The 24,419-nt window shown below is 61.5% G+C and carries 23 protein-coding genes; 8 read left to right on the forward strand and 15 right to left on the reverse strand.

What is annotated here, in order from left to right; all coding sequences use genetic code 11:
- Positions 1 to 64 precede the first annotated feature (64 nt).
- The 4 genes from O6760_RS15635 to O6760_RS15650 form a co-directional block, all read right to left on the reverse strand.
- Positions 65 to 355, reverse strand: coding sequence for an HlyU family transcriptional regulator (locus O6760_RS15635; protein WP_269580641.1), 291 nt, complete (start codon positions 353 to 355; stop codon positions 65 to 67).
- A gap of 158 nt (positions 356 to 513) precedes the next feature.
- Positions 514 to 1,251, reverse strand: a complete 738-nt coding sequence (locus O6760_RS15640; protein WP_269580642.1) for a dienelactone hydrolase family protein — start codon at positions 1,249 to 1,251, stop codon at positions 514 to 516.
- A gap of 124 nt (positions 1,252 to 1,375) precedes the next feature.
- On the reverse strand, positions 1,376 to 2,359 hold the full coding sequence (locus tag O6760_RS15645; RefSeq protein ID WP_269580643.1) for a tetratricopeptide repeat protein: 984 nt from the start codon (positions 2,357 to 2,359) through the stop codon (positions 1,376 to 1,378).
- A gap of 316 nt (positions 2,360 to 2,675) precedes the next feature.
- Positions 2,676 to 3,158 carry a MarR family winged helix-turn-helix transcriptional regulator gene (locus tag O6760_RS15650; RefSeq protein ID WP_269580644.1) on the reverse strand — a complete coding sequence of 161 codons (483 nt, stop codon included), beginning with the start codon at positions 3,156 to 3,158 and terminating at the stop codon, positions 2,676 to 2,678.
- Positions 3,159 to 3,299: 141 nt separating this feature from the next.
- Here O6760_RS15650 and O6760_RS15655 point away from each other — a divergent pair, with 141 nt between their 5' ends.
- The 4 genes from O6760_RS15655 to O6760_RS15670 all read left to right on the forward strand — a co-directional run bounded on the left by O6760_RS15655 (position 3,300) and on the right by O6760_RS15670 (position 7,524).
- Positions 3,300 to 4,466 carry a cytochrome P450 gene (locus O6760_RS15655; protein WP_269580645.1) on the forward strand — a complete coding sequence of 389 codons (1,167 nt, stop codon included), beginning with the start codon at positions 3,300 to 3,302 and terminating at the stop codon, positions 4,464 to 4,466.
- 158 nt (positions 4,467 to 4,624) lie between these two features.
- Entirely contained in the window at positions 4,625 to 5,656 is a 1,032-nt protein-coding gene (locus tag O6760_RS15660) for a TRAP transporter substrate-binding protein (RefSeq protein ID WP_269580646.1), read from the forward strand.
- A gap of 74 nt (positions 5,657 to 5,730) precedes the next feature.
- The gene (locus O6760_RS15665) at positions 5,731 to 6,210 is read left to right on the forward strand and encodes a TRAP transporter small permease (protein ID WP_269580647.1); all 480 of its coding nucleotides are present in this window, start codon (positions 5,731 to 5,733) and stop codon (positions 6,208 to 6,210) included.
- Positions 6,211 to 6,261: 51 nt separating this feature from the next.
- Positions 6,262 to 7,524, forward strand: a complete 1,263-nt coding sequence (locus O6760_RS15670; protein WP_269580648.1) for a TRAP transporter large permease — start codon at positions 6,262 to 6,264, stop codon at positions 7,522 to 7,524.
- Positions 7,525 to 7,552: 28 nt separating this feature from the next.
- On the opposite strand, the gene O6760_RS15675 is transcribed toward O6760_RS15670, so the two are convergent.
- The 5 genes from O6760_RS15675 to O6760_RS15695 form a co-directional block, all read right to left on the reverse strand.
- Entirely contained in the window at positions 7,553 to 8,131 is a 579-nt protein-coding gene (locus O6760_RS15675) for a thymidine kinase (RefSeq protein WP_269580649.1), read from the reverse strand.
- 97 nt (positions 8,132 to 8,228) lie between these two features.
- The gene (locus O6760_RS15680; RefSeq protein ID WP_269580650.1) at positions 8,229 to 9,338 is read right to left on the reverse strand and encodes an endonuclease/exonuclease/phosphatase family protein; all 1,110 of its coding nucleotides are present in this window, start codon (positions 9,336 to 9,338) and stop codon (positions 8,229 to 8,231) included.
- A gap of 297 nt (positions 9,339 to 9,635) precedes the next feature.
- Complete coding sequence (locus tag O6760_RS15685; protein WP_269580651.1) at positions 9,636 to 11,186, reverse strand: tetratricopeptide repeat-containing sulfotransferase family protein; 1,551 nt, start codon at positions 11,184 to 11,186, stop codon at positions 9,636 to 9,638.
- A gap of 23 nt (positions 11,187 to 11,209) precedes the next feature.
- Positions 11,210 to 13,195 (reverse strand): excinuclease ABC subunit UvrC, encoded by a 1,986-nt coding sequence (uvrC, locus tag O6760_RS15690; protein ID WP_269580652.1) that lies wholly within the window; start codon positions 13,193 to 13,195, stop codon positions 11,210 to 11,212.
- 68 nt (positions 13,196 to 13,263) lie between these two features.
- Entirely contained in the window at positions 13,264 to 14,283 is a 1,020-nt protein-coding gene (locus tag O6760_RS15695; RefSeq protein ID WP_269580653.1) for a calcium/sodium antiporter, read from the reverse strand.
- A 367-nt stretch (positions 14,284 to 14,650) separates the two neighbouring features.
- On the opposite strand from O6760_RS15695, the gene O6760_RS15700 reads away from it, so the two are divergent.
- Positions 14,651 to 15,319 carry an outer membrane protein gene (locus O6760_RS15700; RefSeq protein ID WP_269580654.1) on the forward strand — a complete coding sequence of 223 codons (669 nt, stop codon included), beginning with the start codon at positions 14,651 to 14,653 and terminating at the stop codon, positions 15,317 to 15,319.
- 97 nt (positions 15,320 to 15,416) lie between these two features.
- On the opposite strand, the gene O6760_RS15705 is transcribed toward O6760_RS15700, so the two are convergent.
- The 3 genes from O6760_RS15705 to O6760_RS15715 form a co-directional block, all read right to left on the reverse strand.
- On the reverse strand, positions 15,417 to 17,009 hold the full coding sequence (locus tag O6760_RS15705; protein ID WP_269580655.1) for a TRAP transporter large permease: 1,593 nt from the start codon (positions 17,007 to 17,009) through the stop codon (positions 15,417 to 15,419).
- A gap of 4 nt (positions 17,010 to 17,013) precedes the next feature.
- On the reverse strand, positions 17,014 to 17,826 hold the full coding sequence (locus O6760_RS15710; RefSeq protein WP_269580656.1) for a TRAP transporter small permease subunit: 813 nt from the start codon (positions 17,824 to 17,826) through the stop codon (positions 17,014 to 17,016).
- Between the two features lie 83 nt (positions 17,827 to 17,909).
- Positions 17,910 to 18,923, reverse strand: a complete 1,014-nt coding sequence (locus O6760_RS15715) for a TRAP transporter substrate-binding protein (protein WP_269580657.1) — start codon at positions 18,921 to 18,923, stop codon at positions 17,910 to 17,912.
- A 223-nt stretch (positions 18,924 to 19,146) separates the two neighbouring features.
- On the opposite strand from O6760_RS15715, the gene O6760_RS15720 reads away from it, so the two are divergent.
- From O6760_RS15720 to O6760_RS15730, 3 genes are read left to right on the forward strand one after another with little or no spacing between them, the layout of a single operon-like run.
- Positions 19,147 to 19,854, forward strand: a complete 708-nt coding sequence (locus O6760_RS15720) for a GntR family transcriptional regulator (protein WP_269580658.1) — start codon at positions 19,147 to 19,149, stop codon at positions 19,852 to 19,854.
- Positions 19,855 to 19,869: 15 nt separating this feature from the next.
- Positions 19,870 to 21,663 carry an IlvD/Edd family dehydratase gene (locus O6760_RS15725; RefSeq protein WP_269580659.1) on the forward strand — a complete coding sequence of 598 codons (1,794 nt, stop codon included), beginning with the start codon at positions 19,870 to 19,872 and terminating at the stop codon, positions 21,661 to 21,663.
- Between the two features lie 59 nt (positions 21,664 to 21,722).
- Positions 21,723 to 22,532: an SDR family NAD(P)-dependent oxidoreductase gene (locus O6760_RS15730; RefSeq protein ID WP_269580660.1), complete on the forward strand. Its 810-nt coding sequence runs from the start codon at positions 21,723 to 21,725 to the stop codon at positions 22,530 to 22,532.
- A 47-nt stretch (positions 22,533 to 22,579) separates the two neighbouring features.
- Here O6760_RS15730 and O6760_RS15735 read toward each other — a convergent pair whose 3' ends face one another.
- The 3 genes from O6760_RS15735 to O6760_RS15745 are packed head-to-tail and all read right to left on the reverse strand — an operon-like array spanning position 22,580 to position 24,409.
- Positions 22,580 to 23,233, reverse strand: a complete 654-nt coding sequence (locus O6760_RS15735) for a glutathione S-transferase family protein (RefSeq protein ID WP_269580661.1) — start codon at positions 23,231 to 23,233, stop codon at positions 22,580 to 22,582.
- Positions 23,234 to 23,280: 47 nt separating this feature from the next.
- Positions 23,281 to 23,937: a ribonuclease T2 family protein gene (locus tag O6760_RS15740; protein WP_269580662.1), complete on the reverse strand. Its 657-nt coding sequence runs from the start codon at positions 23,935 to 23,937 to the stop codon at positions 23,281 to 23,283.
- 25 nt (positions 23,938 to 23,962) lie between these two features.
- On the reverse strand, positions 23,963 to 24,409 hold the full coding sequence (locus O6760_RS15745) for a cytoplasmic protein (protein ID WP_269580663.1): 447 nt from the start codon (positions 24,407 to 24,409) through the stop codon (positions 23,963 to 23,965).
- Positions 24,410 to 24,419 lie beyond the last annotated feature (10 nt).

Raw genomic sequence — 24,419 nt, forward strand, 5'->3', positions numbered from 1 at the left:
ATCCTGAAATCCCCGTGCGTCTGAAGGTCGTGACGCGCACGGAGAGGCATTTCCGCGGGTCGTGTCAATCGAATAGGCTATCGCCCATCTGGTCAATCATCATTTTGGCCTTGCGGATCATCTCGGTGGCTGCCGCGCTTTCTTCCGGCAGCGTATCCGCGCGAATGAAGGTATGCACCTTTTTCGTCTCGCCGTCCTGCTTCTCGATCCGGCCGGACACCTGCCACTGGCCGTTGTTCTGCTGGGGTTCCGCGACGATCTGAAAGCCGTTGTAATCGATCGGGGCGGCCTTCGAGGCGCTTTTCGTACCGTCTCCGGAGGATGAAAACAGCGATTTGAAAATCTTGCCGAGCATCTGGTGCCTCTATCCGTTTCTCCTGTTCCTTTTACGAGCGCAGGCGGGGGGCATCAAGGGGGATGGCGTCAGAAGAAAGAAGTGACAAAGGCACAGGGGGCAGACGGAAAAGCCCCGCGATGCGTTCGACCGCGGGGCTTCTTCATTGAAAATGCGATTCAGCCGGGGAAGCGTTCGGCCAGAAAATCGGAAAAGGCATCCCAGCTGGCGGTATCCGCACGCTCCTGGTACCGGTTCGAACCGAACACGGTGAAGGCGTGGGGCGCCTTGGAATAGACTTCGATCGAATAGGTGTTGCCCGCTGCCTCAAGCTCGTTCGCGAGCGAAGCGACGTCTTCCATCGTGATGGACGTGTCCGCACCGCCATGGAGCACCAGCAGGGGCGGTTCATCGCCATCCCAGGACTGGCCTTCCGGTGTCGAGAGCCCGCCATGGAACGTGGCATAGCCGTTGGCCTGACCGGCCATGTCGCTGCGGGCCATTTCCAGCGTTACCGCGCCGCCGAAGCAGTAGCCCATCACGACCATCTGCCCGTCTCCGGATTGTTCCGTGGCCTGGGCAATGCCGGCCTGCAAGAGCGCGCGCATGCGCTCGCGGTCCTGGTAGAGCGCGCCGGTCGCGGCCCGCCGGTGATCCACCGTCTCGGTCGGCGTGTCGTTTCCGAACATGTCGAGAGCGAAGGCGTTGTATCCCATCTCGGCGAGCATGTCCGCGCGCTTGCGTTCGTAGTCGGTCATGCCGTCCCAGTCATGAACGATCAGGACGAGGCCCTTCGGATCGCTTGCCTCGGCGAAGTAGCCGGTGAACTGTTCGCCATCGACCTCGTAGGCGACGTCCCCGGCGAGAGCGGGTGTCGCGAACAGCATCGAGGTCGCAAGTACAGTTTTCAGATGCATGGATGTCCCCTCAACGATTGAAAGTTTCCGCTCCGCAACGGCACCAACGCCGCGCGGGCGGCACGATCGTCGGGAATATGGGGCAATGACTGGCGGGGACAACCGGAGCAGGCGTGAGGGAGGCTCAGTCCGCCGCCTGCGGGTCGTCGCCTTCGCCGATGAGGTTTTTCAGGTTGCGCCCGGCCGTTGCGTCGCCTTGTTCGGCCGCCTTGCGGTAGAGTTCGATGGCCCGGACCTTGTCCTGTGGAACACCTGTGCCGTTGCGATAGAGCGTCGCGAGGTTGTTCAGGGCATGCAGGTTCCCCTGTTCCGCCGCCTTGGAAAAAAGCTCCGCGGCCATCGCAAAGTCCTGAGCAACGCCGGACCCGTTGACATGGAGGAGCCCCAGATTGTTCTGGGCCTGGTTATCGCCTGCGTCGGCGGCCTTGCGGTACCAATTGGCGGCACTGGCGGCATCTTGGTTGACGCCGATCCCTTTTTCGTGGAACAGCCCCATGAGATAGAGTGCGCGCGGGTGGCCTTGATCCGCCGCCATGCGCATCCACCTGGCGGCTTCGGCATTGTCCTGGGATACGCCGTCACCCTCCAGATAGAGTACGCCGAGATTGCGCTGCGAAGTGGCGTTGCCCTGCTCGGCGGCCATCCGGAACCATTCCGCCGCCTGCGCCGCGTCGCGCGGGACGCCGGCACCTTCCAGGTAGATCATTCCGAGATTGTGCCGGGCCTTGGCATCTCCCCGGTCCGCTGCCTGCCGCGTCAGCTCAAGCGCCTTGTCGAGGTCTTGAGGAACGCCGAGACCCTTCTGGTAGAGATAGCCAAGCCCCGTCAGGGCGGAAACGTCGTCCTGACCGGCTGCCATCCGGAGCAGCTCGGCAACCTTGCCGAAATCCCTGGGAACGCCTTTGCCCTCGAAATAGAGCCTGCCGAGTTTGACCTGGGCTTCGGCATCACCGTCCGCGGCGAGGGTGTTCCACAACTCCGCGGCAGCGCCGTAGTCTCCGCGGTCATAGGCGGCTTGCGCATCTTCCGCCGGCCCGGCAAGAACATTGCCGGCAAGACCGCAAATCAAGACAAGAACGGCAATCGGACGAACGACATCGGGGATCATGAACTCTTCCCTCCTGTTCAGAGCACGCCGGACTGCTCCGGTTCGGGATGCCCGGGGACGTTGGCGGCCGCACGTCCCGGGACGCGGGAGGGTAGCATCGGATGTATTGTGGCGCACCTTGTCCCCGTCCAAGCAGCGAACCGGCGGTGTTCCTTTTCCCGCTGCCTGGCCACGGACCCGGACATCTGCCCAACCTCCGGCTCCTCCCAGCCGGGCGCGCCTTCGAAGCTCGGCACCGGACACAGCTTCTTCCGGTTGACCGGCAGCCGGGTCGCCTGCCGCCTGGCATCGCGGCCTGCCCGACCGGCGGCGTCAATCAAGACGCGCTATCGAGGTTTTTCAGGCAGCACCTGAGAAAGCCATTGAACTGCTCGACCTCCAGGGGCGTGAACCCTTCCAGCAGCGCTTTCTGCTGTTTGAGCGAGGCTTTGAGAATGCGGTCATGAAGATCGTGGCCGCGTTTGGTGAGGCGCCAGTCGCGCCGGCGTTCGTCGGGCGTGTTGACGGTGGAGGCAGCCAGTCCGGAATTCTCGAGCCGTGCCAGGCTTCGGCTCACGGCCGCCTTGTCTATACCCATTGTCTTGCTGGCATGGGCCACGTTGCAACCGGGCGCGCGGGTCAGCATCACCAACATGCGCCAGTCCATGACGCCGATGCCGAATTGTTTCCGGTAATGCTGCGCCGCTTTGCGGGTGAAACGGTTTGCGGCGAAGGTGAGCAGAACGGTCGTCGCGCGGGAAAAACTGAGTGTCGTTCCATGGCTTGGCGCCTCCGTCTCGTCGAGGTCCACAAGGAACATTTCATCGGGCAATTCCGGAGAGTCAGACAATGAATCAGCCACCTTTCTGGAGATGCCAACGGATACTGCACAGACCGTGCGTTGACAAGTCAACTCGTGCCGTGTTGTCATGTCAACAATTGAGCAGGAATGCATGCACCGATGTCCAATGCACCCGTCTACAACATTGATCCGGAAGCGTTCTGGCATGATCCCTATCCGGACCTGAAACGCATGCGCGTCAAAAGTCCAGCGGTGTTCGTGCCGCAGTTGGGGGCGATCCTGATGACGCGGCGGAACGATATTTTCGAAAACGAAAAGAAGATCGAAATCTTCTCGTCCGACCAGCCCGACGGCCTAATGACCAAGCTCATGGGTCAGAACATGATGCGCAAGGACGGCGCCGACCATATGGCCGAGCGCAAGGCGATCTTTCCAACCGTATCGCCGAAGACGGTCAAGACGGTCTGGCGGGGCATGTTCGAGGAGCTGACCACAGTGATCCTCGAGGATATCGCGCCGAAAGGCGAAGCCGACATGGTTCGTGATATCGCCATGCGCATTTCGGCCGAGGCGCTGAAGGTGATCACCGGACTGACGCAAATCCCGTGGCGCGAGATGGATCGTGTCAGCCAGGGCATGATGGACGGATGCGCCAACTACGCCGGCAACCCCGACGTCGAGGCGCGTTGTAACGATTGCACGGCGGCGATCGACCGATATATCGACGAGATGGTGCCGGTGTTGACCGAAAACCCGGACCATTCCCTCTTGTCGGTCCATCTTCAGGCAGGTCTGAGCGAAAAGCAGTATCGGGCGAACGTGAAACTCGCGATCTCGGGTGGGCAGAACGAACCGCGCGACGTTATCTCGGGCCTGACCTGGGCGCTTTTGACCCATCCGGAGCAGTTGCGGATGGTAGTCGATGGTGACGTGACCTGGCGGGATGCCTTCGAAGAATATGCCCGCTGGATTTCGCCGGTGGGCATGTCTCCCCGCAGAGTGGCACAACACCACGAATTGCACGGCGTCGCGCTGGAGCCCGGCGACCGCGTTTTTCTGATGTTTGGGGCAGGCAACCGCGACGAAAGCGTCTTCACCCGGCCGGACGTGTTCGACATCACCCGAGATGCGACCGGCTCAATCGCTTTCGGCGCCGGTCCGCATTACTGCGCCGGGGCGTGGGCGTCGCGGTGCCTGATCGGCGATATTGCGCTGCCGATGATCTTTGCGCGGCTGAAGGATCTTCGCCTTGCCGGTGAAACGACCTTCGGAGGCTGGGCGTTCCGTGGACCGTTGACGATGCCGGTCGCCTGGACCGCCGGATAGGTAAATGTCGGGCGTTTTCATGGAAGTGCAATGCTCAGGGGCAACGAGCCGGAATACAAACCCGGCGCGCTGTTGCCCAGGGAAGTGAACGGAGATGTTTATCGCCTTGCGTGCAAAGGGCGCTTTCGTTTGCCAAAACAAAAAAGGGAGGAAGGAACTTGAAACGCAGATCATTTTTAAAGGCGGCGTCGGCCGCGGGCATATCGGTTGTCGGCTTCAAGCCGATGGCGGCGCTGGCGGCGAACTCCAACCTGCGCATGGGGACCTGGCTGCCGCCAACGCACCATCTGACCTCGGTGGCGTTTCCGCGCTGGATTGACGCGATTGACAAGGCATCGGACGGCAGTTTGAAGATTGCCATCGACCCGGCACCGATCGCGCCGCCGCCGGAGCAATATAACATCGTCCGCGACGGTGCAGCCGACCTCGCCTATCATGTTGCGGCCTATACGCCCGGCCCGTTCGAGGTTGCCCGCGGCATCGAGATGCCGTTCCTGTCTCCCAACGCCGAAGTCGGCTCGATGGCGGCCTTCGATTGGTACGAGCGCAATATCGGGTTTGATGCCGAGTTCAAGGACGTCAAGGTCCTGACAATCTTCGTGCATGGACCGGGTGTGCTGCATTCCAAGGAGCCGATCCACACTCTCGAAGACCTGCAGAACGTCAAGGTTCGTGTCGGCGGCGGCGGCGTTCGGATCGCCGAAGCGCTAGGAGCGGCGCCTGTCGCCATGCCGGCCAGCCAGGCCTATGAGGCCTTGCAGAAGGGCGTTGCCGACGCTGCCCTGTTCCCCTGGGAAGCGGTCAAGGGCTTCCGGCTTTATGAACTGGTAAACAATCACCTCGAGATCCCCGGCGGGCTCTACACGACATTCTTTGCGGTAATCATGAACCGCGCCAAGTGGGATGCCCTGCCCGATGAGCACAAGCAGGTGCTGAGCGAGATCGGGGGTGTTAAGGGGGCGCAGATTCTCGGCAAAAGCTGGGGAGACGAGGCCGATGCGATCGGTAAACAGGCCGCCATCGACAATGGCGCCACGATTTCGGCCCTGGAGGGCGCGGAACTGGCGAGATGGGCGGAAAAGGTGGCCTTCGTCGAGGACGACTGGGTCAAGCTGGCGAATGAGCGGGGCTATGACGGCGCCGCGCTGCTGACCGATCTCAAGGCCACGATCGAGAAATACAAAAGCTGATGTCAGACTGATCGGAACGGGCAGCGTGCAACGCCGCCCGTTTTGCATGCGGTTCGGCAAGCGAGGGCGATGTAATGCATAGATATATCAAACGCTTGTGCTACTGGCTCGCGTTCACCTCGGGTGCCGCCCTGGTCGGGGTGACCCTGCTGATGGTCATCGACGTGATCGGCCGCTACGTCTTCAATTCACCGTTGACCTTCGCGGTCGAGACGATCGAACTTCTGATGGGGTTGTCGATTGCTTTTGGCCTCGCGCTGACGACTTATAACCGCGGGCATATCCGGGTCGACCTCTTGACCCAGGTCGTCTCCCCGCGCCTGCGCAAGGTGCTGGATCTGCTGGCCGACCTGACATCGATCGTCTTCTTCGCTCTGATCGCGTGGAAGACCTTGGACAAGGCCGGGCAGAGCCTGCGTGACGGGCTTTATACCCAGATCCTGGGCCTGCCAGTCTATCCAGTTGTCTATCTTATGAGCGCCGGCGCCACCGTCGCGGCGCTCGCGGCCGCCGTGCACTTCTTCCGGGCACCGGCCGGGCAAGAGGAAGGCTGATCCGTGGACCCCATTACCATCGGCATCCTGTCGTTCTGTGCCCTTGGCCTGATGCTCATCCTGACGATCCCCATCGGCATCGCGATGGCGCTGGCAGGTCTTGGCGGCACCGCCGCGCTCATCGGCACAAATGCCGCGGTTTCGCTGTTTGCGACCACGGTCTATTCCACAGTTGTAACCTACGAACTCTCGATCGTGCCACTCTTTGTGCTGATGGGCGCGGTGGCCGCGCGTTCAGGGCTGAGCCGTGAGCTTTATGGCGTTTTCAACGCCTGGCTCGGCCGGTTTCGCGGCGGGCTGGCCATCGCGACCGTCGGGGCCTGTGGAGCCTTCGCGGCAATCTGCGGCTCGTCTCTGGCCACGGCGGCCACCATGTCGCGCGTAGCCTTGCCCGAGATGGAGCGCCATAAATATTCCGATAGCCTGGCCACCGGCGCCGTCGCGTCGGGCGGAGTGATCGGTATCCTGATCCCGCCATCGGTGATCCTCGTGCTGTACGGCATCCTGACCGAAACCTCCATCGGAGATTTGTTCATCGCAGGAGTGCTGCCCGGTCTCCTGACCGTTCTCGGTTTCATGCTCGTGATCGCGCTGATTACTCACCTGCGGCCGGACCTCGGCCCCGCCGGGGAAAAGACCTCGTGGAGCGAAAAGTTCGCGACTTTGGGCCGCACCTGGGCGATCGTCCTGCTGTTTGTCATCGTGATCGGCGGCATATATCTCGGCGTTTTCACGCCGACAGAGGCGGCCGGTATCGGTGCCGTGGGCGCTTTTGGCATCGCTGCATTGCGTGGGCGGCTCACCCGGTCCACGATCATCGGATCGCTGCTGGAAACAGTTCAGACCAGCGCCATGATCTTCACCGTGCTGATCGGTGCGATCACGCTGAACAACCTGACGATTTTTTCCGGCCTTGCCGGCGCATTGGGCAGTTTCGTGTCGGGGCTGGACATGCACGCCATGGCGATCATGGCCATCATCCTCTTGATGTATCTGGTGCTCGGCTGCTTTCTCGACGCGCTGGCGATGATCCTGCTCACCGTGCCGATTTTTTTTCCGATAGTAACCGGGCTGGGCTTTGATGGCGTCTGGTTCGGCATCATCGTGGTCATGGTGGCGGAACTCGGCTTGATCACGCCGCCGATCGGAATGAATGTCTTCGTGATCAAAGGGATGGCGCCGCGGGTCAGCCTCGGTTCGATATACTTGGGCGTTCTGCCTTTCGTCATCGCCCAGTTGATCCTGGTCGCCCTGGTGTTCCTGGTGCCGCAGATTGCGCTCTGGCTCCCCGAAACTGCCGCCGCCTTCAGGTGAACGAGTGCTTGCTTCGTTTTTGCCGAACCTAGCCCAGCGCGCGCCGGCTCCAGTGGTTGCGGCACAGGGAAACATAGGTTTCGTTGCCGCCGATGACGACCTGATCGCCTTCCTCGACGATCCGCCCCTCGGCGTCGAGACGGGCGACCATGGTGGCCTTGCGTCCGCACCAGCAGATCGTCTTGATTTCCTTCAGGTTGTCGGCCAGTGCCAGCAGGGCGGCGCTGCCGGGAAAGAGCTTGCCCTGGAAGTCGGTGCGCAAGCCGAAGCACATCACGGGAATGCGCAGCTCGTCGGCAACCTTCGCCAGTTGCCAGACCTGGGTCTCGGTCAGGAACTGGGCCTCGTCCACCAGGACCGCGTCGATCTTGCCGGCTTCCCGGGCCCGCACGATATGGTCGTAGACATTGTCCTCGGACGAGAACACGTCCGCGTCGGCCGCCAGTCCGATCCTGGAGGCGATCCTGCCCTTTCCCGCCCGGTCGTCAAAGGAGGCGATCAGGAGCAGCGTGGTCATGCCGCGCTCCTTGTAGTTATAGGCGGCCTGCAGCAGCACGGTCGACTTGCCGGCGTTCATCGAGGAATAGTTGAAATAGAGCTTGGCCATGCGGATCGTCGCGGGAATCGGTCGTTGAAGTTCCTGCAGTCTTCAAAAATCGGGGGGAGGGCTCAAACACTTTCCGGTTGAAGTCACAGGCAATCATTCAATTTTCGGGTGATTTTGTCTGACCGACCTCGACGATGAGCGGCAAGTGGTCGGAACCGATGTCCGGGCCGAGGGACACATCGACCACCTGCAGGTCCTTCGAGACGGCGAACTGGTCGACAGGCGCCCCCAAAATCCAGTGCAGGCGGTAGTCGTAGAAGAAACGGGTGGTTTGTGGCCAGCCGTCCGGATAAGCGGTCTTGAGGCCGTTTCTCTCCAGCGTTTCCTGGAACCGGGCCGACCAGGGAGCGCTGTTCCAGTCGCCGATCGCCAGCATGTTGGCACCGTTTTCCGCTTTCAGCGTGTCGAGGATGCCGTCGACCTCGTCGAAATAGCGTCGCTTGTTCTGCCAGCGGGCTTCCGTGCGCGGACTGTCCGGATGGATCACCAGGAGATGAAACGGTGCCTTGCCGGTGTCGAGCGTCAGGGACAGCAGCTCCCTGTCGGCGTCGTAGTAGACATTGGCGCCAGGGGGGAGCTCGCCCTGGATGACACGTTCTTCCGAACTCAGGATCGGAAAGCGCGAATAGATCGCAAGGCCACCGAGGTCTCCGACTTTGAGGTATTCCGGGAAGCCGTTTTTTCCAGCGCCGCCGACGGGCAGGCCGAGGCGCTGCCAGCGCCGTTCCTGCAGCCACCACAGCACCTCCTGCAGGACGACGACGTCTGGTTTTTCCTTTTCGAGAAAAGCCTGCAGAACCTTGTCGCCCAGAAACAGGTGCTCGAGATTGATCGAGATGATCTTGAGGGGCCGGTCACCCGCTGCAAGCGGCCCGAGCGGCTTGGTGTTGGCCATCGTGCGTGCACCGGTCAGCCCGGCAAGCGCGATCAGGGCAATGACCGCAAGACCCCAGACAAGACGATAGACCAGCCGAAGCCGGTGATGGACAAGAAACCCGAGCGCGCCGCCCAGACAACCGGCGAGGCCTGCGGCCAGAAACTGCCGCAGGAAAAAGCTCATGTTGTCGGCCAGCCAGTAATCCGGCGCGAGAAACGCGGAAAGGCCCATTGCCGAGACACCGATCGCGCCGAGACTGCCACACCAGCCCATCAAGGAAAGGAGCGACCCGAACAGGGAGCGTGGTCTTGGTTTTGTCCTGAACAGCATGTCCGGCCTTTCGGGTCCCTCGAAACGTCAAGAAGTCACAGTGCATAGCATGCACAGGCAGCTCTGTGTCAGTCTTAGGCCGAAGGTCAGGCAGTCTTGTCCCCAAGGGCGGTCAGCAGAGGCTGAATATGGGCTTCGTTGAGCTTTCCGGCGGCGATCATGGAGAAGGCCTGGTCGAGTGGGCTTGGTTGCACAACTTGCTCCGACCTGTTGCGCCGTCCATGCAAAGCGTGGATGACGTAGGGACAGGTTAGATTTTTAGCAAGCCGGACCTACAATGCAAACCGGGCAGCCCCGTCAGCTTTGCGCAAGTCCGTCCAGAAGCGGCTGAATGTGGTCCCTGTATTTTTCAAACCGGTTGACAGCGCCGGTATAGATCGGCTGGCGGACCTGGGTCATGCTGAAGGTGAACACCTGGGCTTCGTTGCGTTCGTGCCGGCTGCAGGCGTCGTCCCAGGGAAGTCCGGCATGTTCGACCAGCGCGCGCCGCTCCGTGTCCGGATCATGCACGAGTGCCTCGTAGGACTGGTGCCTTATGTCGACCGGCAAGGCGGTCTGCCAGTGGGCCATCAGATTGCGGTAAAGACCATAATAATGGGCCAGCGATTCCTGCGACCGGTTGTAGGTGTGCCGTTCGGAAAGCGGCGTCATGTAGATCGAGACGCAGGTGTCTGCCGGGTTGCGGCTGGCATGGATGAAGGCGGCTTTCGGAAACAGCAGGGCGAGCAGCCAGAGATGTTCGAAATTCTGCGGCAGCTTGTCGACGACGCGCGCGTTTTTCCTGCCATAGGTTTCCAGAACGGCGAGATATTTGCGGCCGATCTTGTGGGCATCCTTTTTCCCGAGGTTCAAGGCGGCCGTGAAAAAGGCTTCGTCCCTTTCGGGGCCGCACAGGGCCGTCACCTGGTTCTCGAAGAAGGACAGTTCGCCGGCGCCGGCCGTCTTCGGATGGGCGGAGAGGATGGATTCCACGAGGCTCGTGCCCGAGCGGGGCATGCCGAAGACAAAGACCGGGCGGTCGCTCGACAGGGCGAAATCCTTGCGGCTTGCAAAGAAATCCGGCGTGAAGACGTCCTGAAACCTGTTGAAGAAGGCCTCCTCACGAGCGGCGTCATAGGGGCCGTAGAGATTCGAGCGGTGGGTGTCCAGAAAATGGAAGGCCCTCGGGTAGTCGCCCGCGTCATCGCAGATCTTTCCGGCCGTGAAGGCAAGCTGGGCGCGGTCCGTTCGCGGGATCGGTGTGTTCGGGTCGCCCAGCAGGGCGTCAATGCGCTCCAGGGCCTTCTTCTTGAGGTCCTCTTCCGGGATATCCCGCGCACTGATCAGGACCGACGGATCGTCCGGGGCGAGTTCGAACGCCTTGCGGAAGTGCCGCCCGGCTTCTGCCATGTCCCCGACAGAAATTTTCAAGCGGGACAGGGCAAGATGGCATCCCGCGGAGGCGGGATTGAGCCTGAGGGCGTTTTCATAGGCATGTTCGGCCATGACCGGCCGGCGCGACCGGGCGTAGGCATCACCGAGGATGCGATGTGCGAATTCGGATTTGGGGTCGAGCGCTGTGGCCTTGCGGGCATGCGGCAGGGCCTCTTCCGGGCGGGAGGCGGCAATGCAGGCATCGGCAAGGGTCGCGAAAACTTGCGCTTCCTTCTTGGCCACCTTGGCGGCGGCCTGAAGATGGTCGATCGCCGTTCCAGGCTGGCCCATCGACAGAAACACCATGCCGAGCCAGTAATTGACCTGCGGGTCCTTCGGGTTGGCCGCCTTCAGGTCCGTAAGGATATCGAGCGCCATGCCGAAATCGCCGGTCTCGATGCATTTCAGCGCTTCACCCAGTGAACTTGGAAACATGTCGGCTCCGGTGTGAGACAAGATCACTCGTGGAAATGGTCGTAGACCAGTTTGGCAATGGCCTCGGAAATGCCGGGAACGGCGGCCAGATCGTCGACGCCTGCCTTCGATACGGCCTTGGCGGTGCCGAAATGGTTGAGCAGGGCCTTCTTGCGGGTCGGACCGATGCCGGCGATTTCGTCCAGCGGGTTGCGGACGATGTCCTTCTTGCGCCGGGCCCGGTGGCTGCCGATGGCGAAACGGTGGGCCTCGTCGCGCAGTCTCTGGACAAAATAGAGGACCGGATCGCGCTCCGGCAGCATGAAGGATTGCCGGCCGGGAATGAAGAATTTCTCGCGGCCCGCATCCCGGTCCGGCCCCTTGGCGATGCCCACCAGGGGCACGTCGGTGATGCCGAGTTCCTCGAGCGTTTCTCGTGCGGCGGTCAACTGCCCCTGGCCGCCGTCGATCAGGACAAGGTCGGGCCATGCCGGCATGTCCGTGGCGGCTGCCACGTCTGCCCCAGTGCCGTCTGTGTCGTCGGCGTCCGGGTCTCCGGCTTCCCCGCCAGAGGCGGGCTCCGGGGAGCGGGCGTGTTCCTTCAAGAGCCGTGAGAAGCGCCGCGTCAGCACTTCGCGCATCATGCCGTAATCGTCGCCCGGGACGAGGTCCTCGGACTTGATGTTGAACTTGCGGTACTGGCCCTTGGTGAAGCCTTCAATTCCGGCAACGATCATGCCGCCGACCGCGTTGGTGCCCATGATGTGGGAGTTGTCATAGACCTCGATCCGGCGCGGCGGCGCGGCAAGGTCGAAGGCCTCGGCAACGCCCTTGAGAAGGCGGGCCTGACTGGAGGTCTCCGCGAGCCGGCGGCCAAGTGCTTCGCGTGCGTTCGTGAGCGCGTGGTCCACCAGTTCCTTCTTCTCGCCGCGTTTGGGCCTCGAGACCTCCACCTTGCGGCCGGCCCGTTCGCTCAGGGCCTCGGCGAGCAGGTCCTGCTCCGCGAGTTCGTGGGACAGCAGGATCTGCCTTGGCGAAGGTTTGTCGTCGTAGAACTGGGCCAGGAAGCTTTCCAGAATGTCGGCTTCCTCAAGCGATTTGTCCGCCTTGGGAAAATAGGCCCGGTTGCCCCAGTTCTGCCCGGTCCGGAAAAAGAACACCTGGACACAGGTCTGGCCGCCCTCCTGGTGGATTGCAAAGACATCGGCCTCCTCGACCGACTGCGGATTGATGCCCTGATGGGCCTGGATGTGCGACAGGGCGGACAGGCGGTCACGATAGATGGCGGCGCGTTCGAATTCCAGATCGGCCGAGGCCGTTTCCATCTGTTCGGCGAGCTGCTTCTTGATCAGCTGGCTGCGGCCGGACAGGAACGCCTTGGCCTCGGAGACGAGCCCGGCATAATCCTCCGGATCGATCTCGCCGGTGCAAGGGCCGGCGCAGCGCTTGATCTGGTATTGAAGGCAGGGCCGTGTGCGGTTCTCGTAATAGCTGTCCGAACAGGTCCGGATGAGGAAGGCTTTTTGCAGGGCGTTGATCGTCCGGTCCACCGCGCCGGCCGAGGCGAAGGGTCCGAAATAGGCGCCCTTGCGCTTGCGGGCACCGCGGTGCTTGACGATGGCCGGGGAGGCATGGTCGCCGGTGACCAGGATATAGGGAAACGACTTGTCGTCGCGCAACAGCACATTGAAGCGCGGGCGCAGGCGCTTGATCAGGTTGGCTTCCAGCAGCAGGGCTTCGGGTTCGGTCTGGGTGACGACGAATTCCATTGCCGCCGTTGCCAGGATCATGCGGATGATCCGGTTCGACTGGCCCTGAAGCCTGGTGTAGCTGGTCACCCGCTTCTTGAGGCTGCGGGCCTTGCCGACATAGAGGACCTCACCGTTCTCGTCGAGCATGCGGTAGACGCCCGGCCCGTTGGGCAGGCGCTTGACCTCGTCGGCGATGACATCGACGCCCTTGCGCACGGCACGGGGGTCTTCCCCGTCCTTCGGGGCATCTTCATGTCGGGAATCAGCGGTGTCCTGCATGCCAGCTATTTAAGCGCCAATCGGCTTTCAGGAAAGGGGCAGGTTGCCGCCGGCTGCCCGGATCCGATTCAGGCGGTATGGCCGAGCATGTAGACGGTGGCGATGTAAAGCGCATAGGCGGCGGTCATGGCAAAACCGGAGATACGGCCGAGACAGACGCGGAAACCGGCCAGCGCCGTCAGCAGGAGTGCGCAGGCCAGCATGACCCAGATGTCCAGCTTCAGCACCTCCTGGGGCACATCGATCGGGACGACGACAGCCGTGATCCCGATAATGGCGAGCAGGTTGAAGATGTTCGAGCCGATGACGTTGCCGATGGCGACCGCACCGTGCTGGCGGATTGCCGCCATCACGGTGGTGGCCAGTTCGGGAAGAGACGTGCCGAGGGCGATGACCGTCAGACCGATGACGGCTTCGCTGACACCCCAGGCCGTGGCGATGGAGGTTGCGCCGGAGATCGTGAAATGCGCGCCGAGCGGCAGTCCGACAAGTCCCAGACCGATATAGACCAGAGCGATCCAGATGGAATCGGGAACGTCCTCGACTTCGTCCAGGCCGTCGTCTCCATCACTGTCGCAGCTGATCGCGGCGACATCCGCGCCTGCGGCCGCCGCGGCAATGGCTTTCTGCTCCTTGCGGTGCTTCTGGGCAACCATTGTCGAGGCCCCCAAGAATATGCCGAGCAGAACCAGAAGGACAAGGCCGGCCGGCAAGCCGATCGGGGTGAAAAAACACAGGCCGATAAAGACAAAGGTCACGGCCACCATGTAGAGCGCGTTGCGTGTTGCGCCTGCTTCACCGCAGGGCGTTGCCGCGATCAGGGCGGGCATGCCCAGGACCAGCAGAACATTGGCGATGTTCGATCCGACGACATTGCCGATGGCGATTCCGCCGGCACCCTCGAGGGCCGCCTTCAGGGAGATAACCAGTTCCGGGGCTGAAGTGCCGAAAGCTACAATGGTCAAGCCGATGACAAGATTGGGAATTCCAAGACGCTGCGCGACTCCGACCGAACCTCTGACAAGGACATCGCCGGCAATAATCAGCACAACAAGTCCGCCTGCGAGGCTTATGTAGTCAAACAGCATTTATGAGTTCCGGTTCCGGTCTGATGTGGTCGGTGTGCACGGCGTATGGCTGGTGCCCCAACTCCTGTTGGGCGCCTTATACGCAATAGATTGGTTCGGGGAAAGCCGGTGACAAGGATCTTTCCTAGCGCCAGATGGCGACGCCGAATGCAAATTGCAATGGCCTTAACGGGCTATTCAACCTGCCAGAATGTTGCCGTCATTGGTCACCAAATCTCCCAAGTCTCAATTCCGATCCGCCACAAACGCTCTCCATATCTCCTGACAGGGGGAGAGTGAGGACGCGGCCTAGCTCGTCCGACTCGCAACTGGCCGGCGTGGAAACCGGTCAATTCAGAATGAGTAATGTGGATCTGGAGTATCTCTCATGAAACGTCTTGCACTTGCTGGCATGGCACTGACCGCCGCATCGGCCGCAACCGCGCCGGTGCTCGCAGCGGATCTGCCGCAGTCTCCGGCACCGGCCTATGAGGCGGTTCCGGCTCCGCAGCAGAGCATTGACTGGACCGGCATCTATGTCGGTGGCAATCTCGGCTGGAATTTCGGTCATTTCGACAATCAGTCGGGTGGCACCAGCCTGAGCACCAGTGCCAATGGTTTTGGTGGCGGCCTTTACACGGGCTACAATTTCCAGGTGACGCCGAATGTTGTTGTCGGCGCGGAAGCCGATTTCAGCCTCACGGACCTGCAGGAATCACGCACCAATGGCGGCATCAACGTGGAATCCAAGTCTGACTGGAATTCCAATATCCGCGCACGCGTCGGCTACAGCTTCGACCGTTATCTGGTCTATGGTGCCGGTGGTCTGGCGCTGGCCGATCTGGAGCTTTCCGGGAATGGCGATAGTGACAGCAAGACCGCGCTCGGCTGGACCGCGGGTGCCGGCGGCGAAGCGGCGATCACCGACAATCTCAGCGCCCGCCTGGAATATGTCTACCAGGATTTCGGCAGCCAGGACTTCAACCTGAACGGAACCGGGGTCAGCTCCGAGTTCAACAATTCCCAGATTCGCATGGGTCTCGGTTACAAGTTCTGACCGGTTCCCGGGATCATCGGAAAACGGGCCCGGCACCTCAGGTGCCGGGCCTTTTTTCAGTCAATCCGCATGGAACCCTGAAATCGGCAACGGCCCATCACAGGAAGACCGAAACAAGATTGGGCCAGGACAACAGCACCAGCAGAGCCAGCAGTTGAATGCCGATGAAGGGCAGAAACCCCTTGAAAATGTCGGTCAGCGAAATGTGGGCAGGAGCGACCGACTTCAGGTAGAAGGCGGCGGGGCCGAAGGGGGGCGACAGAAAGCTGACCTGCATGTTCATGGTGAAGACAACACCGAACCAGATTGCGACATGCCTTGGGTCCACCTGGCCGAAGAAACCGAGTTCATCGGCCGGCAATGCCATGACGATCGGCAGGAAAACGGGCATGATCAGCAGAACGATGCCGACCCAGTCCATGAACATGCCCATGATCAGGAACACAAGCATCATCACGAGGATGATGCCCATTGTCGGCAGCTCGGCTCCCACGATCAGATTGGCCACATAGGTCGGTCCGCCGACAAGCGTGTATGCGGACGCCAGGGCTGCCGCGCCGATGGTCACCCAGATGATCGTTCCGGTGGACTTCATGGTGCGCATCAGGGAATCGACCAGAACGTCGGTGCTCATTTCTCCCCGCAGGAGCGAAATCACGAACACCGCGATCACGCCCATGGCCGCGGCTTCGGTGATGCCGGTGATGCCGCCATAGATCGATCCCAGAACAACGCCGATAACGACGAGGGGAGCAACGAGCCCCTTGCCCATCTGCCATCCCCGGCGGATGGTCTCCCGACCGAAGCCGAAGACCGTCAACGCGAAACCGATCACCAAGACGCCGGCCTGATACGGAAGATCCGACACCATGCCCCAGAGTATCGGGTCGACGCCCTCCTTGACGGCATTTGCACCGGTCGCCGTGAAAAACAGCGTGCGGACAAGAAGCACGGCCGTGGTCGCAACAATGATCACCGTCAGGAAACCGGCAAACAGCTTCGCCTTTTCCCAGCCAGGCGGATCGTCGGGGTTCGGGGCGGGGAGTGGGGCCTGGTCCGGGTTCAAACGCGTTCGCACAACGATATAGACCAGGAAGAAGGACGCGAGCATGAAACCCGGCAGAAAGGACGCGGTAAACAGCGACTTGATCGAGGTTTCCGTGACCAGGCCGTAGAAAATCAGCACGATGGACGGGGGGATCATGGTGCCGAGCGAACCGCTGGCGCATATCGTGCCGATCGCGAGGTTCTGGTTGTAGCCAAGGCGGAGCATCTGCGGCAGTGCGATCAGGCCCAGAAGCACGACCTCGCCGCCGATGATGCCGGACATGGCCGCCATGATCACGGCCATGATCGACGTCACGATGGCAATGCCGCCCCGGGTCCGGCTCAGCCAGACATTGAGCGAGGAGTACATGTCCTTGGCGATGCCGCTGCGTTCCAGAAGGGCGGCCATGAAGATGAACAGCGGTATCGAGATCAGGACGTAATTCGTCATTTGCCGGTAGATCGCCTGACCGAGGACGGCAAGCGGTCCTCGTCCGAAGTCCCGGAAAAGCAGGTCCGGCCCGAATTTCATCAGGAGAACCGCACCTGCGAGCGTCGCCGAGGCGAAGCCCAGCGGCATGCCCAGGGCGAGCAGGAGAAACAGGCCCAGCAGCAGGAGAAGAGAAATGGTTCCGATGTCCATCCTGCTAGTCCCCGATGTTCTTGCGTATGAGTTCGATCTCGTGAGCGTCGATATCGTCCACCGGCAGGTGAACTTCCGGTTGCTTGTTCCAGTCGGCCAGAAGGTTCGAAAGCGCCTGAACGGCGACCAGGAGTACGATGATCAGGATGGCGGGCTTGATGGTGGCCGGAATCGGCGGGTCCCAGGCGGTGCCGAAGGTTTCCCAACGGAAGAACTTGGCGACTGCCTCGTTGTATCCGCCCCAGATCAGGAGGAGGGTGAAGGCCCAGATCAGGAGCACGGACAGAATGTCGGACAGCTTCTGGAGCCAGCGGGGGAACAGGTCATAGATGATGAAAATGCGGATGTGACTGCGCTGCTGCATGGCGTAGAGGCCGGAGAAGAGGAAGACGAACCCGGCGATCCACAGGGACAATTCGTTCGCCCACAGTGTCGGCTTTTCGAACACGTAACGGGACACGACCTCTAAAAACATGACGAGGACGATGCCGGCGGTCGCCAGCATGGACAGGCGCGCGCATACAAGGCTGACGATGTCGAAGAAGCCGGAAGGGGCCGGTTCGATCACGCCACGCCGGTCCGACATGTAGATGCTCGCCGACAACAGGGCGACGGCTGCCAGGACCAGGGTCCAGAGCACGGCAGGTGCGTCCCCCGGTGCGAGAAACTGTTTCATGTTGGTGTCGGAACCGAGAAACAGCGTTCCCAGGGCCAGCCAGATTGCCAGGATGCAGGTTCCGCATGCGCTGGCCCACATGATGAACTTGACCGGTTTCCTGGCGGATCCCAGCCACACGCTATCCGTTCGAGCAGCCACGGTGCCCCCTTGCAGTGAACGTTACGGAGAGCAAAACGAGCCCCGTAGGGCTCGCAGGGTCTCACTTGGGCAAATTGCGGAACCTAATCGATCTTGCCGATCCGGCGCAGGAACTTGCGGTGCGCTTCGACCAGAGCCTTGGCTTCCGGTGTCTTTTCCGCCCAGCCGTCCCAGGCGCGCTGGGCGCCCGCACGGAATTCCGCACGGTCTTCGGGGGACCAGTTGTAGAGCGTCACGCCTTTTTCGCGCAGCATGGAGGCCGCTTCCTCGTTGGCGATGTTGATCCGCATCGCGGTCTGGAGGGCAAGAGCCTGGGCGGCCGTCTCGAACATCGCCTTGATGTCGTCCGGGAAGCTGTTCCAGACGTCGAGATTGAAGGTGACGTGGTCCACCGGCATGGAATGGAAACCCGGGTAGGTGGCATGACCGACGATGTCATAGAGGCCCAGCCCGACATTGTTGGCCAGGCTGGAGGCATCCGCCCCGTCGATGATGCCGGTTTCCAGGGACGTGAAGACTTCGGTGAAGTCGATGACGATCGGCGATGCTCCGAGTTCCGCGAAAATCTCGGTCTCCAGACCTGGAGGCGAGCGGAACTTCCAGTCCTTCAGATCTGCGGGGCCGGCGATCGGCTTGGAAGACGACATGGATTCCTGGCCGCCGGTCCACCAGCCCACGAGGTGCATGTTGTTCGCCTCGTAGAGGGCGTTGGCAGCTTCTTCGCCCCCGCCGAAATAGTAGAAACTGTAGAGCTCCCAGGGCGTGTCGTAACCGCCCATCGGGTCCCCCACGAACTGGAAGGCCGGGTTCTTGCCGGTCAGGTAGGCACCACCATGCATCTCGCCGTCCAGGACACCGGTGGCGGCCGCGTCGAAGCCTTCGACCGTGGCGACAACAGCAGAGGACCAGAACATCTCGATCTCGACACGTCCGCCGGACATGCGTTCGATATTGTCTATGAATTCCTGAGCCAACTGGCCTGATACGGCCTCGGCCGAGTAGTGGGTCTGCATGCGCAGGTTGAATTCGGCTGCCGATGCGGCCGTTGCAAGTCCTGCGGACAAGGTGGCGGCTGCCACCAGGCTGAAGATTTTCATGTCTTTCCTCCCTGTTTCACGACGTTCCTCCAGAGGAACAGCGGCAATTGCTGCTTTTCGCAGTCGTTGACCGGCTTGCCGCAGGAAATGGATAAAGTGGTCAAACTAATATGTCAATATTTGGTATACCAAATAAGATTTGTCTGGTATGCCAAGTGCAAATGCCGAGCCGGGAGATTTGGTGTAGAAGCTGAAGATCCGAAACTTTTGCCGAGTAATGACCGTGTCGCCGAAACAACAGACCACGACCAGTTTTCCGTCTCTTCCCCGACAGCGGCTGGGGGAGCGGATTGCAGACGTTCTTCGTCAGCAGATCCTGCTTGGGCACCTGACTCCCGGGAAGAACATTCCGGAGCGTGAAACCGCCGCCGCCCTGGGCGTCAGCCGCACTCCCTTGCGAGAAGGGCTGCTGGTTCTCGAGGCCGAAGGTCTGGTTGAAATGTCACCTTCCAAGAGCCCGGTTGTGGCAAATCCGTCCTTTGTCGAGGTGAGCCACCTGCTGCTGGTGCAGTCCGCGCTGGAGGGACTGGCGGGCGAGTGTGCCTGCGAGGAGGCAACCCAGCAGGAAATCGACGAGATCGAAGCCAAGCACCAGATGATGCTCGCCAATGTGCAGGAACCCGACCAGATCAAGTTTTTCCAGATCGACATGTCGTTTCACGAAGCGATTGTCGCGGCGACCAAGAACCCGTCGCTGATCAAGACCCACAGGCAGTACCACTCGCGCCTGTGGCGCGTCCGTTTTCTGTCCGCAAGGCATCGGGCCGCCCGCGACAAGGCAATGATCGACCATGGCCGGATCGTCGAGGGGCTGAAACAGCGCGACAAGGAGCGGGTATCACTGGAGATGAAAGATCATCTGCGGCGCGCCATAGACAACATCAGGATCGTGTTTGCCGAGGAAGAGACATCCAAGGCGTCCGGCGAATGACAGGGGCAACAGGCAATGGACGACTATCGCTCTAAGTATCTGGCCAAGTCCAGGTTGCGGTCACAGGAATGGTTCAACAATCCCAACAATCCGGGGATGACCGCCCTTTATCTTGAGCGCTACCAGAACAACGGCTTTACGCCGGAAGAGCTTCAGTCGGGTCGTCCTGTCATCGGAATTGCCCAGTCCGGTTCCGAACTCGCCCCGTGCAACAAGATCCATCTTTTGCTCGCGGAGAGGATCAAGGCCGGAATTCGTGATGGCGGCGGCATTCCGATAGAGTTTCCGGTGCATCCGCTCCACGAGAACGGCAAGCGGCCGACGGCCGCGCTGGACCGCAATCTTGCCTATCTGGGACTGGTCGAGGTCTTGCACGGATACCCGCTGGATGGCGTTGTCCTGACCACCGGATGCGACAAGACAACGCCCGCAATGCTGATGGGAGCGGCGACGGTGGACCTGCCCGCGATCGTTCTGTCCGGAGGGCCGATGCTGGACGGGTGGTGGCGAGGTGAACTCGCCGGTTCGGGAACGATCATCTGGGAGAGCCGGCGTCTGCTTGCCGAAGGGGTCATCGACTATGACGAGTTCATCAGCCGCGCCTGCGCATCGGCGCCTTCGCTGGGGCATTGCAACACGATGGGCACGGCCAGCACGATGAATGCCCTGGCCGAGGCGCTCGGCATGAGCCTGCCGGGCTGCGCCGCCATTCCCGCACCGTTTCGCGAACGGATGGGTATGGCGTATGAAACCGGCAAGCGCATCGTGGCCATGGTTGACGAGGATCTCACCCCTTCGAAGGTCCTGACGCGCGAGGCATTCGAGAATGCAATCCGGGTTGCAACGGCAATCGGCGGTTCCACCAATGCCCCCCCTCATCTGCAAGCCGTGGCACGCCACGCAGGCGTGGAGCTGAACATCCAGGACTGGCAGGATCAGGGCCTCAAGCTGCCGCTTTTGGTCAACATGCAGCCCGCAGGCAGGTATCTGGGCGAACGGTTCTTCCGGGCAGGCGGAATTCCCGCGGTCATGGGGGAGCTGCTGGTTGAAGGATTGCTGAACGGGAACTCGATGACGGTGACAGGCAAGACCCTCGCCGAGAATCTCGAGGGGACCAGAAGCGTTGATCACGAAGTGATCGCGAGCGTGGCCGACCCGTTGCGGGAAAATGCCGGTTTCATGGTTCTGAGCGGCAACCTGTTCGATTCCGCCCTTTTGAAAACCAGCGTGATTTCCGGGGAGTTCCGGCAGCGTTACCTGAACAAGCCGGGTTCGGAAAACGTTTTCGAGGCGCGTGCCATCGTTTTCGACGGTCCGGAGCACTACCATGCAACGCTGAACGATCCGGATCTGGGCATCGACGAAAACTGTATCCTGTTCATCCGGGGAACCGGGTGCATCGGTTTCCCGGGGTCGGCCGAAGTCGTGAACATGCAACCGCCCGACAGATTGATACAGGAAGGGATTGCGCACTTGCCGACCGTCGGTGACGGCAGGCAGTCCGGCACCTCGGAAAGCCCGTCCATTCTCAACGCTTCGCCGGAAGCCGCGATCGGTGGCGGACTGGCATATCTCAGGAACGGGGACAGGGTTCGCCTGGATCTCAACAATCGTACGCTCAACGCCCTGGTCGATGGCGAGGAATGGACCGCCAGGCGAGAAGGGTGGTCGCCCCCCGAGCTGGTGAACCAGACCCCCTGGCAGGAATTGTATCGTGCCAATGTCGGTCAACTGGCGGACGGGGGCTGTCTGGAAATGGCGATATCTTACCGACGGATCCGGCACATGATGCCGCGCGACAGTCACTGAACCGTGCCGCGGATCATCCGCACGGTTCCAATCCGGACAAGACTTGCAAGGAGACCAGGGTGGCAGACACGCTTTTCGATGTATCCGGCAAGACCGTGCTGGTTTCGGGAGGGTCCAGGGGGATCGGTCTTGCCGTTGCCTTGGCTTTTGCCGAACGCGGCGCCCGCGTCATAATCACGGGCCGCGACGAGACGTCCTTGCGGGAAGCCTGCGGGAGTGCCGAGGGATCACCGGAGCGCATGACCCATGCATGTTGCGACGTTGCGGATCCTGCCACCATACAGACATGCGTCGACGACGTGGTGGCCGAATTCGGGCGGATCGATACGCTGATCAATTGCGCCGGCGTGAACATCCGCAAGCCGGCGGTCGATTATTCCCCGGAAGAGTTCGATGCGATCATGGATATCAACCTGCGTGGCGCGTTCTTCATGGCGCAGGCCGTCGGCCGGCACATGATCGGCCGGGGAGAAGGCTGCATTGTAAACGTGGACAGCCTCACCTCTTCCAAGCCGCTGACGCAGATCGCTCCCTACAGCATGTCGAAGGCGGGGCTCTCCAGCATGACACGCGCATTGGCCCTGGAATGGGGCGCGCAAGGCGTCCGTGTGAATGGCCTTGCGCCGGGTTTCATATTGACCGAACTCACGAGAAAGCTGTGGGCGGATCCGAACCTGCAGTCCTGGAACCGTACCGTCACGCCTCTCGGCCGCATGGGCAGTGTCGAGGACCTTGTCGGGGCGGCGATTTTTCTCGCCTCACCGGCAAGCGCCTTTCTGACCGGTCAGACAATCCGGGTCGACGGTGGGATAACCTGTGGCCTCAACTGGCCAATCGGCGGTGACTATCAAGTGACTTGCGACGCGTAGATTGCTCTGCACCCTTGCCCGCGGCTACGGCCAAGGATGCAGTTGGACTACTTGAGTACGGCAGGCGCGTTGTCCGGAACAGGCGCCGGTGGTTGCCTCGTGTCGGCATAGGCGGGGACAGCTGCCTCGAATGCATCCAGCCAGGCAGCGAGCTTTGGATGATCGGCGCGCCAGTTACTGTCCCCAAACCGCAGGTCGAGATACCCAAGGGCACAGGCCAGGGTCAGCGTGCCGGCGTCAATATCCGCTGCGGTGCCGGGTGCGGCCGGAACATTGGCCTCGAAATAGGCCAGGCCGCGCTCCATCTTGGCCGCCTGGTAGGCATCCCAGGCCGGATCCCGGTATTTCGGTTCCTTGAAGCGCTTTTCGTAGATCCTGAGAATGGCCGCGTCCATCACGCCGTCGGCCAGGGTCTGGTCGCGCAGCACGGCAAAACGCGCTTCCCCTTCAGGGAACAGCTTGCCGCCGCCGGCCACGAAATCGAGATACTCGAGGATGACGGCACTGTCATAGAGAACATCGCCGTTTTCCAGGATCAGCGCCGGGATCTTGCCGAGCGGGTTCTGGCTGCGCAGGCTGTCGGACGGGTCGGCGGTGTTGGCGTCCTCGACTTCGACGCGACCCTTGAGGCCGAGGATTGCCAGGGCAAGCTTCACCTTGCGGCCAAAGGGCGAGGCGGGCGACGAGCGCAGTTTCATCATGGTCCGAACTCCAGAACGGAAGGGCGGGTAAAGCCCCGGCTGCTGATCTAGCGCGCGCGGGGCGGGGGAACGGAAAGACTGCCGGCCCGGCAGCCGGACCTGTCGACCTGCCGGCAGGTGCGGAACTCCAGGTCCCTGGTCAGGCAGATCCGGACTTCCTCGAGTTCTCCGCGGTCGCATGTGACCGCCATGGCGTCCTCGTTCAAGCCCGGATTGGCCAGGCGGAACGCCTTTTCCACGGTGGCGGGCGATGCCTTGCCGCGCTTGTCGAGCGTGCGGAAGGCTCCGGGAATGATGATCTTCTCGAAGGCTGCGCGGGTCAGTTGGAAATAGGCTTCCGGGGACAGGCCGGAACAGGTGCCGTGCTTGCGCCATTCGTGGAAGACGAGATTGTGGCTCGGCATGATGTCTTCCATGGAGACGGCGATTTGACGGTCGATGCGCTGCGGCGCGCCGGGGCAGCTTTCCGGAAACCCGCGCTCGTATTGCGGCCATAGGCCATGAACGATGAAGCGAAACGGGTTGCGGACATCGCATTGATGGCGGCTTGCATCCTCGCCTTCCTGTTTGCAATAGGTCGGCGACCAGGACAGGGCAAGCACGTAGAAGTCAAACTTTCCGGGCTCGTCGGCCCGGGCCTGCTGGAACGTCAGGGCAGCCAGCAGCACGGCGCAACATTGCCAGAAGCGGAACACCGGCGCCATTTGAAGACCTTTCCGGGGATCAGTGTCAGTGCGGGCGCACGGTGCTGCAATGGGCACCATAGACACGCCACTTGTCGAGCGGAGAGAGACAGGCTTCGACATTCCAGCTGAGACCGACAAATCCGGCATGCTCCTCGACCATGTAGTGGACCGAGTGAAGGCTGCCGTCGGACAGGCTTGCCTTGCCGCGGCAATAGCGGCGCGCCACCGGGCTGACGCCATTGGCGCGGTAACTGACTTCGTTGATCTCGTCGACACTCATAATGGTGCGGCCGCCGTAATACTCCTTGTTCGCCCGGGCGATCGACCCTGCGACCGCGCTTTTCACCGAGGCCGCGGTGCAGTCCGGCAACCGTTTCTCGCCGGAGAACGAGAAATACACGCGATACTCCTCGGCCATGGCAGGCGCGGAGACGCTTGCGAACAAGGTCAGGGCCGACAGGATCAAGCGGACAAAACGGGCAATACGCACGGCGGAAACT

It is taken from the genome of Roseibium sp. Sym1, from assembly GCF_027359675.1.
Lineage (GTDB): Bacteria > Pseudomonadota > Alphaproteobacteria > Rhizobiales > Stappiaceae > Roseibium.

Coding starts and splice junctions, on each gene's coding strand:
- O6760_RS15685 (WP_269580651.1), bottom strand. CDS start 11,186: ATGTTTCCAAGTTCACTGGGTGAAGCGCTGAAATGCATCGAGACCGGC.
- O6760_RS15665 (WP_269580647.1), top strand. CDS start 5,731: ATGCATAGATATATCAAACGCTTGTGCTACTGGCTCGCGTTCACCTCG.
- O6760_RS15740 (WP_269580662.1), bottom strand. CDS start 23,937: ATGGCGCCGGTGTTCCGCTTCTGGCAATGTTGCGCCGTGCTGCTGGCT.
- O6760_RS15715 (WP_269580657.1), bottom strand. CDS start 18,923: ATGAAAATCTTCAGCCTGGTGGCAGCCGCCACCTTGTCCGCAGGACTT.
- O6760_RS15655 (WP_269580645.1), top strand. CDS start 3,300: ATGTCCAATGCACCCGTCTACAACATTGATCCGGAAGCGTTCTGGCAT.
- O6760_RS15635 (WP_269580641.1), bottom strand. CDS start 355: ATGCTCGGCAAGATTTTCAAATCGCTGTTTTCATCCTCCGGAGACGGT.
- O6760_RS15700 (WP_269580654.1), top strand. CDS start 14,651: ATGAAACGTCTTGCACTTGCTGGCATGGCACTGACCGCCGCATCGGCC.
- O6760_RS15705 (WP_269580655.1), bottom strand. CDS start 17,009: ATGGACATCGGAACCATTTCTCTTCTCCTGCTGCTGGGCCTGTTTCTC.
- O6760_RS15675 (WP_269580649.1), bottom strand. CDS start 8,131: ATGGCCAAGCTCTATTTCAACTATTCCTCGATGAACGCCGGCAAGTCG.
- O6760_RS15670 (WP_269580648.1), top strand. CDS start 6,262: ATGCTCATCCTGACGATCCCCATCGGCATCGCGATGGCGCTGGCAGGT.
- O6760_RS15725 (WP_269580659.1), top strand. CDS start 19,870: ATGGACGACTATCGCTCTAAGTATCTGGCCAAGTCCAGGTTGCGGTCA.
- O6760_RS15650 (WP_269580644.1), bottom strand. CDS start 3,158: ATGTTCCTTGTGGACCTCGACGAGACGGAGGCGCCAAGCCATGGAACG.
- uvrC (WP_269580652.1), bottom strand. CDS start 13,195: ATGCAGGACACCGCTGATTCCCGACATGAAGATGCCCCGAAGGACGGG.
- O6760_RS15680 (WP_269580650.1), bottom strand. CDS start 9,338: ATGCTGTTCAGGACAAAACCAAGACCACGCTCCCTGTTCGGGTCGCTC.
- O6760_RS15735 (WP_269580661.1), bottom strand. CDS start 23,233: ATGATGAAACTGCGCTCGTCGCCCGCCTCGCCCTTTGGCCGCAAGGTG.
- O6760_RS15640 (WP_269580642.1), bottom strand. CDS start 1,251: ATGCATCTGAAAACTGTACTTGCGACCTCGATGCTGTTCGCGACACCC.
- O6760_RS15695 (WP_269580653.1), bottom strand. CDS start 14,283: ATGCTGTTTGACTACATAAGCCTCGCAGGCGGACTTGTTGTGCTGATT.
- O6760_RS15645 (WP_269580643.1), bottom strand. CDS start 2,359: ATGATCCCCGATGTCGTTCGTCCGATTGCCGTTCTTGTCTTGATTTGC.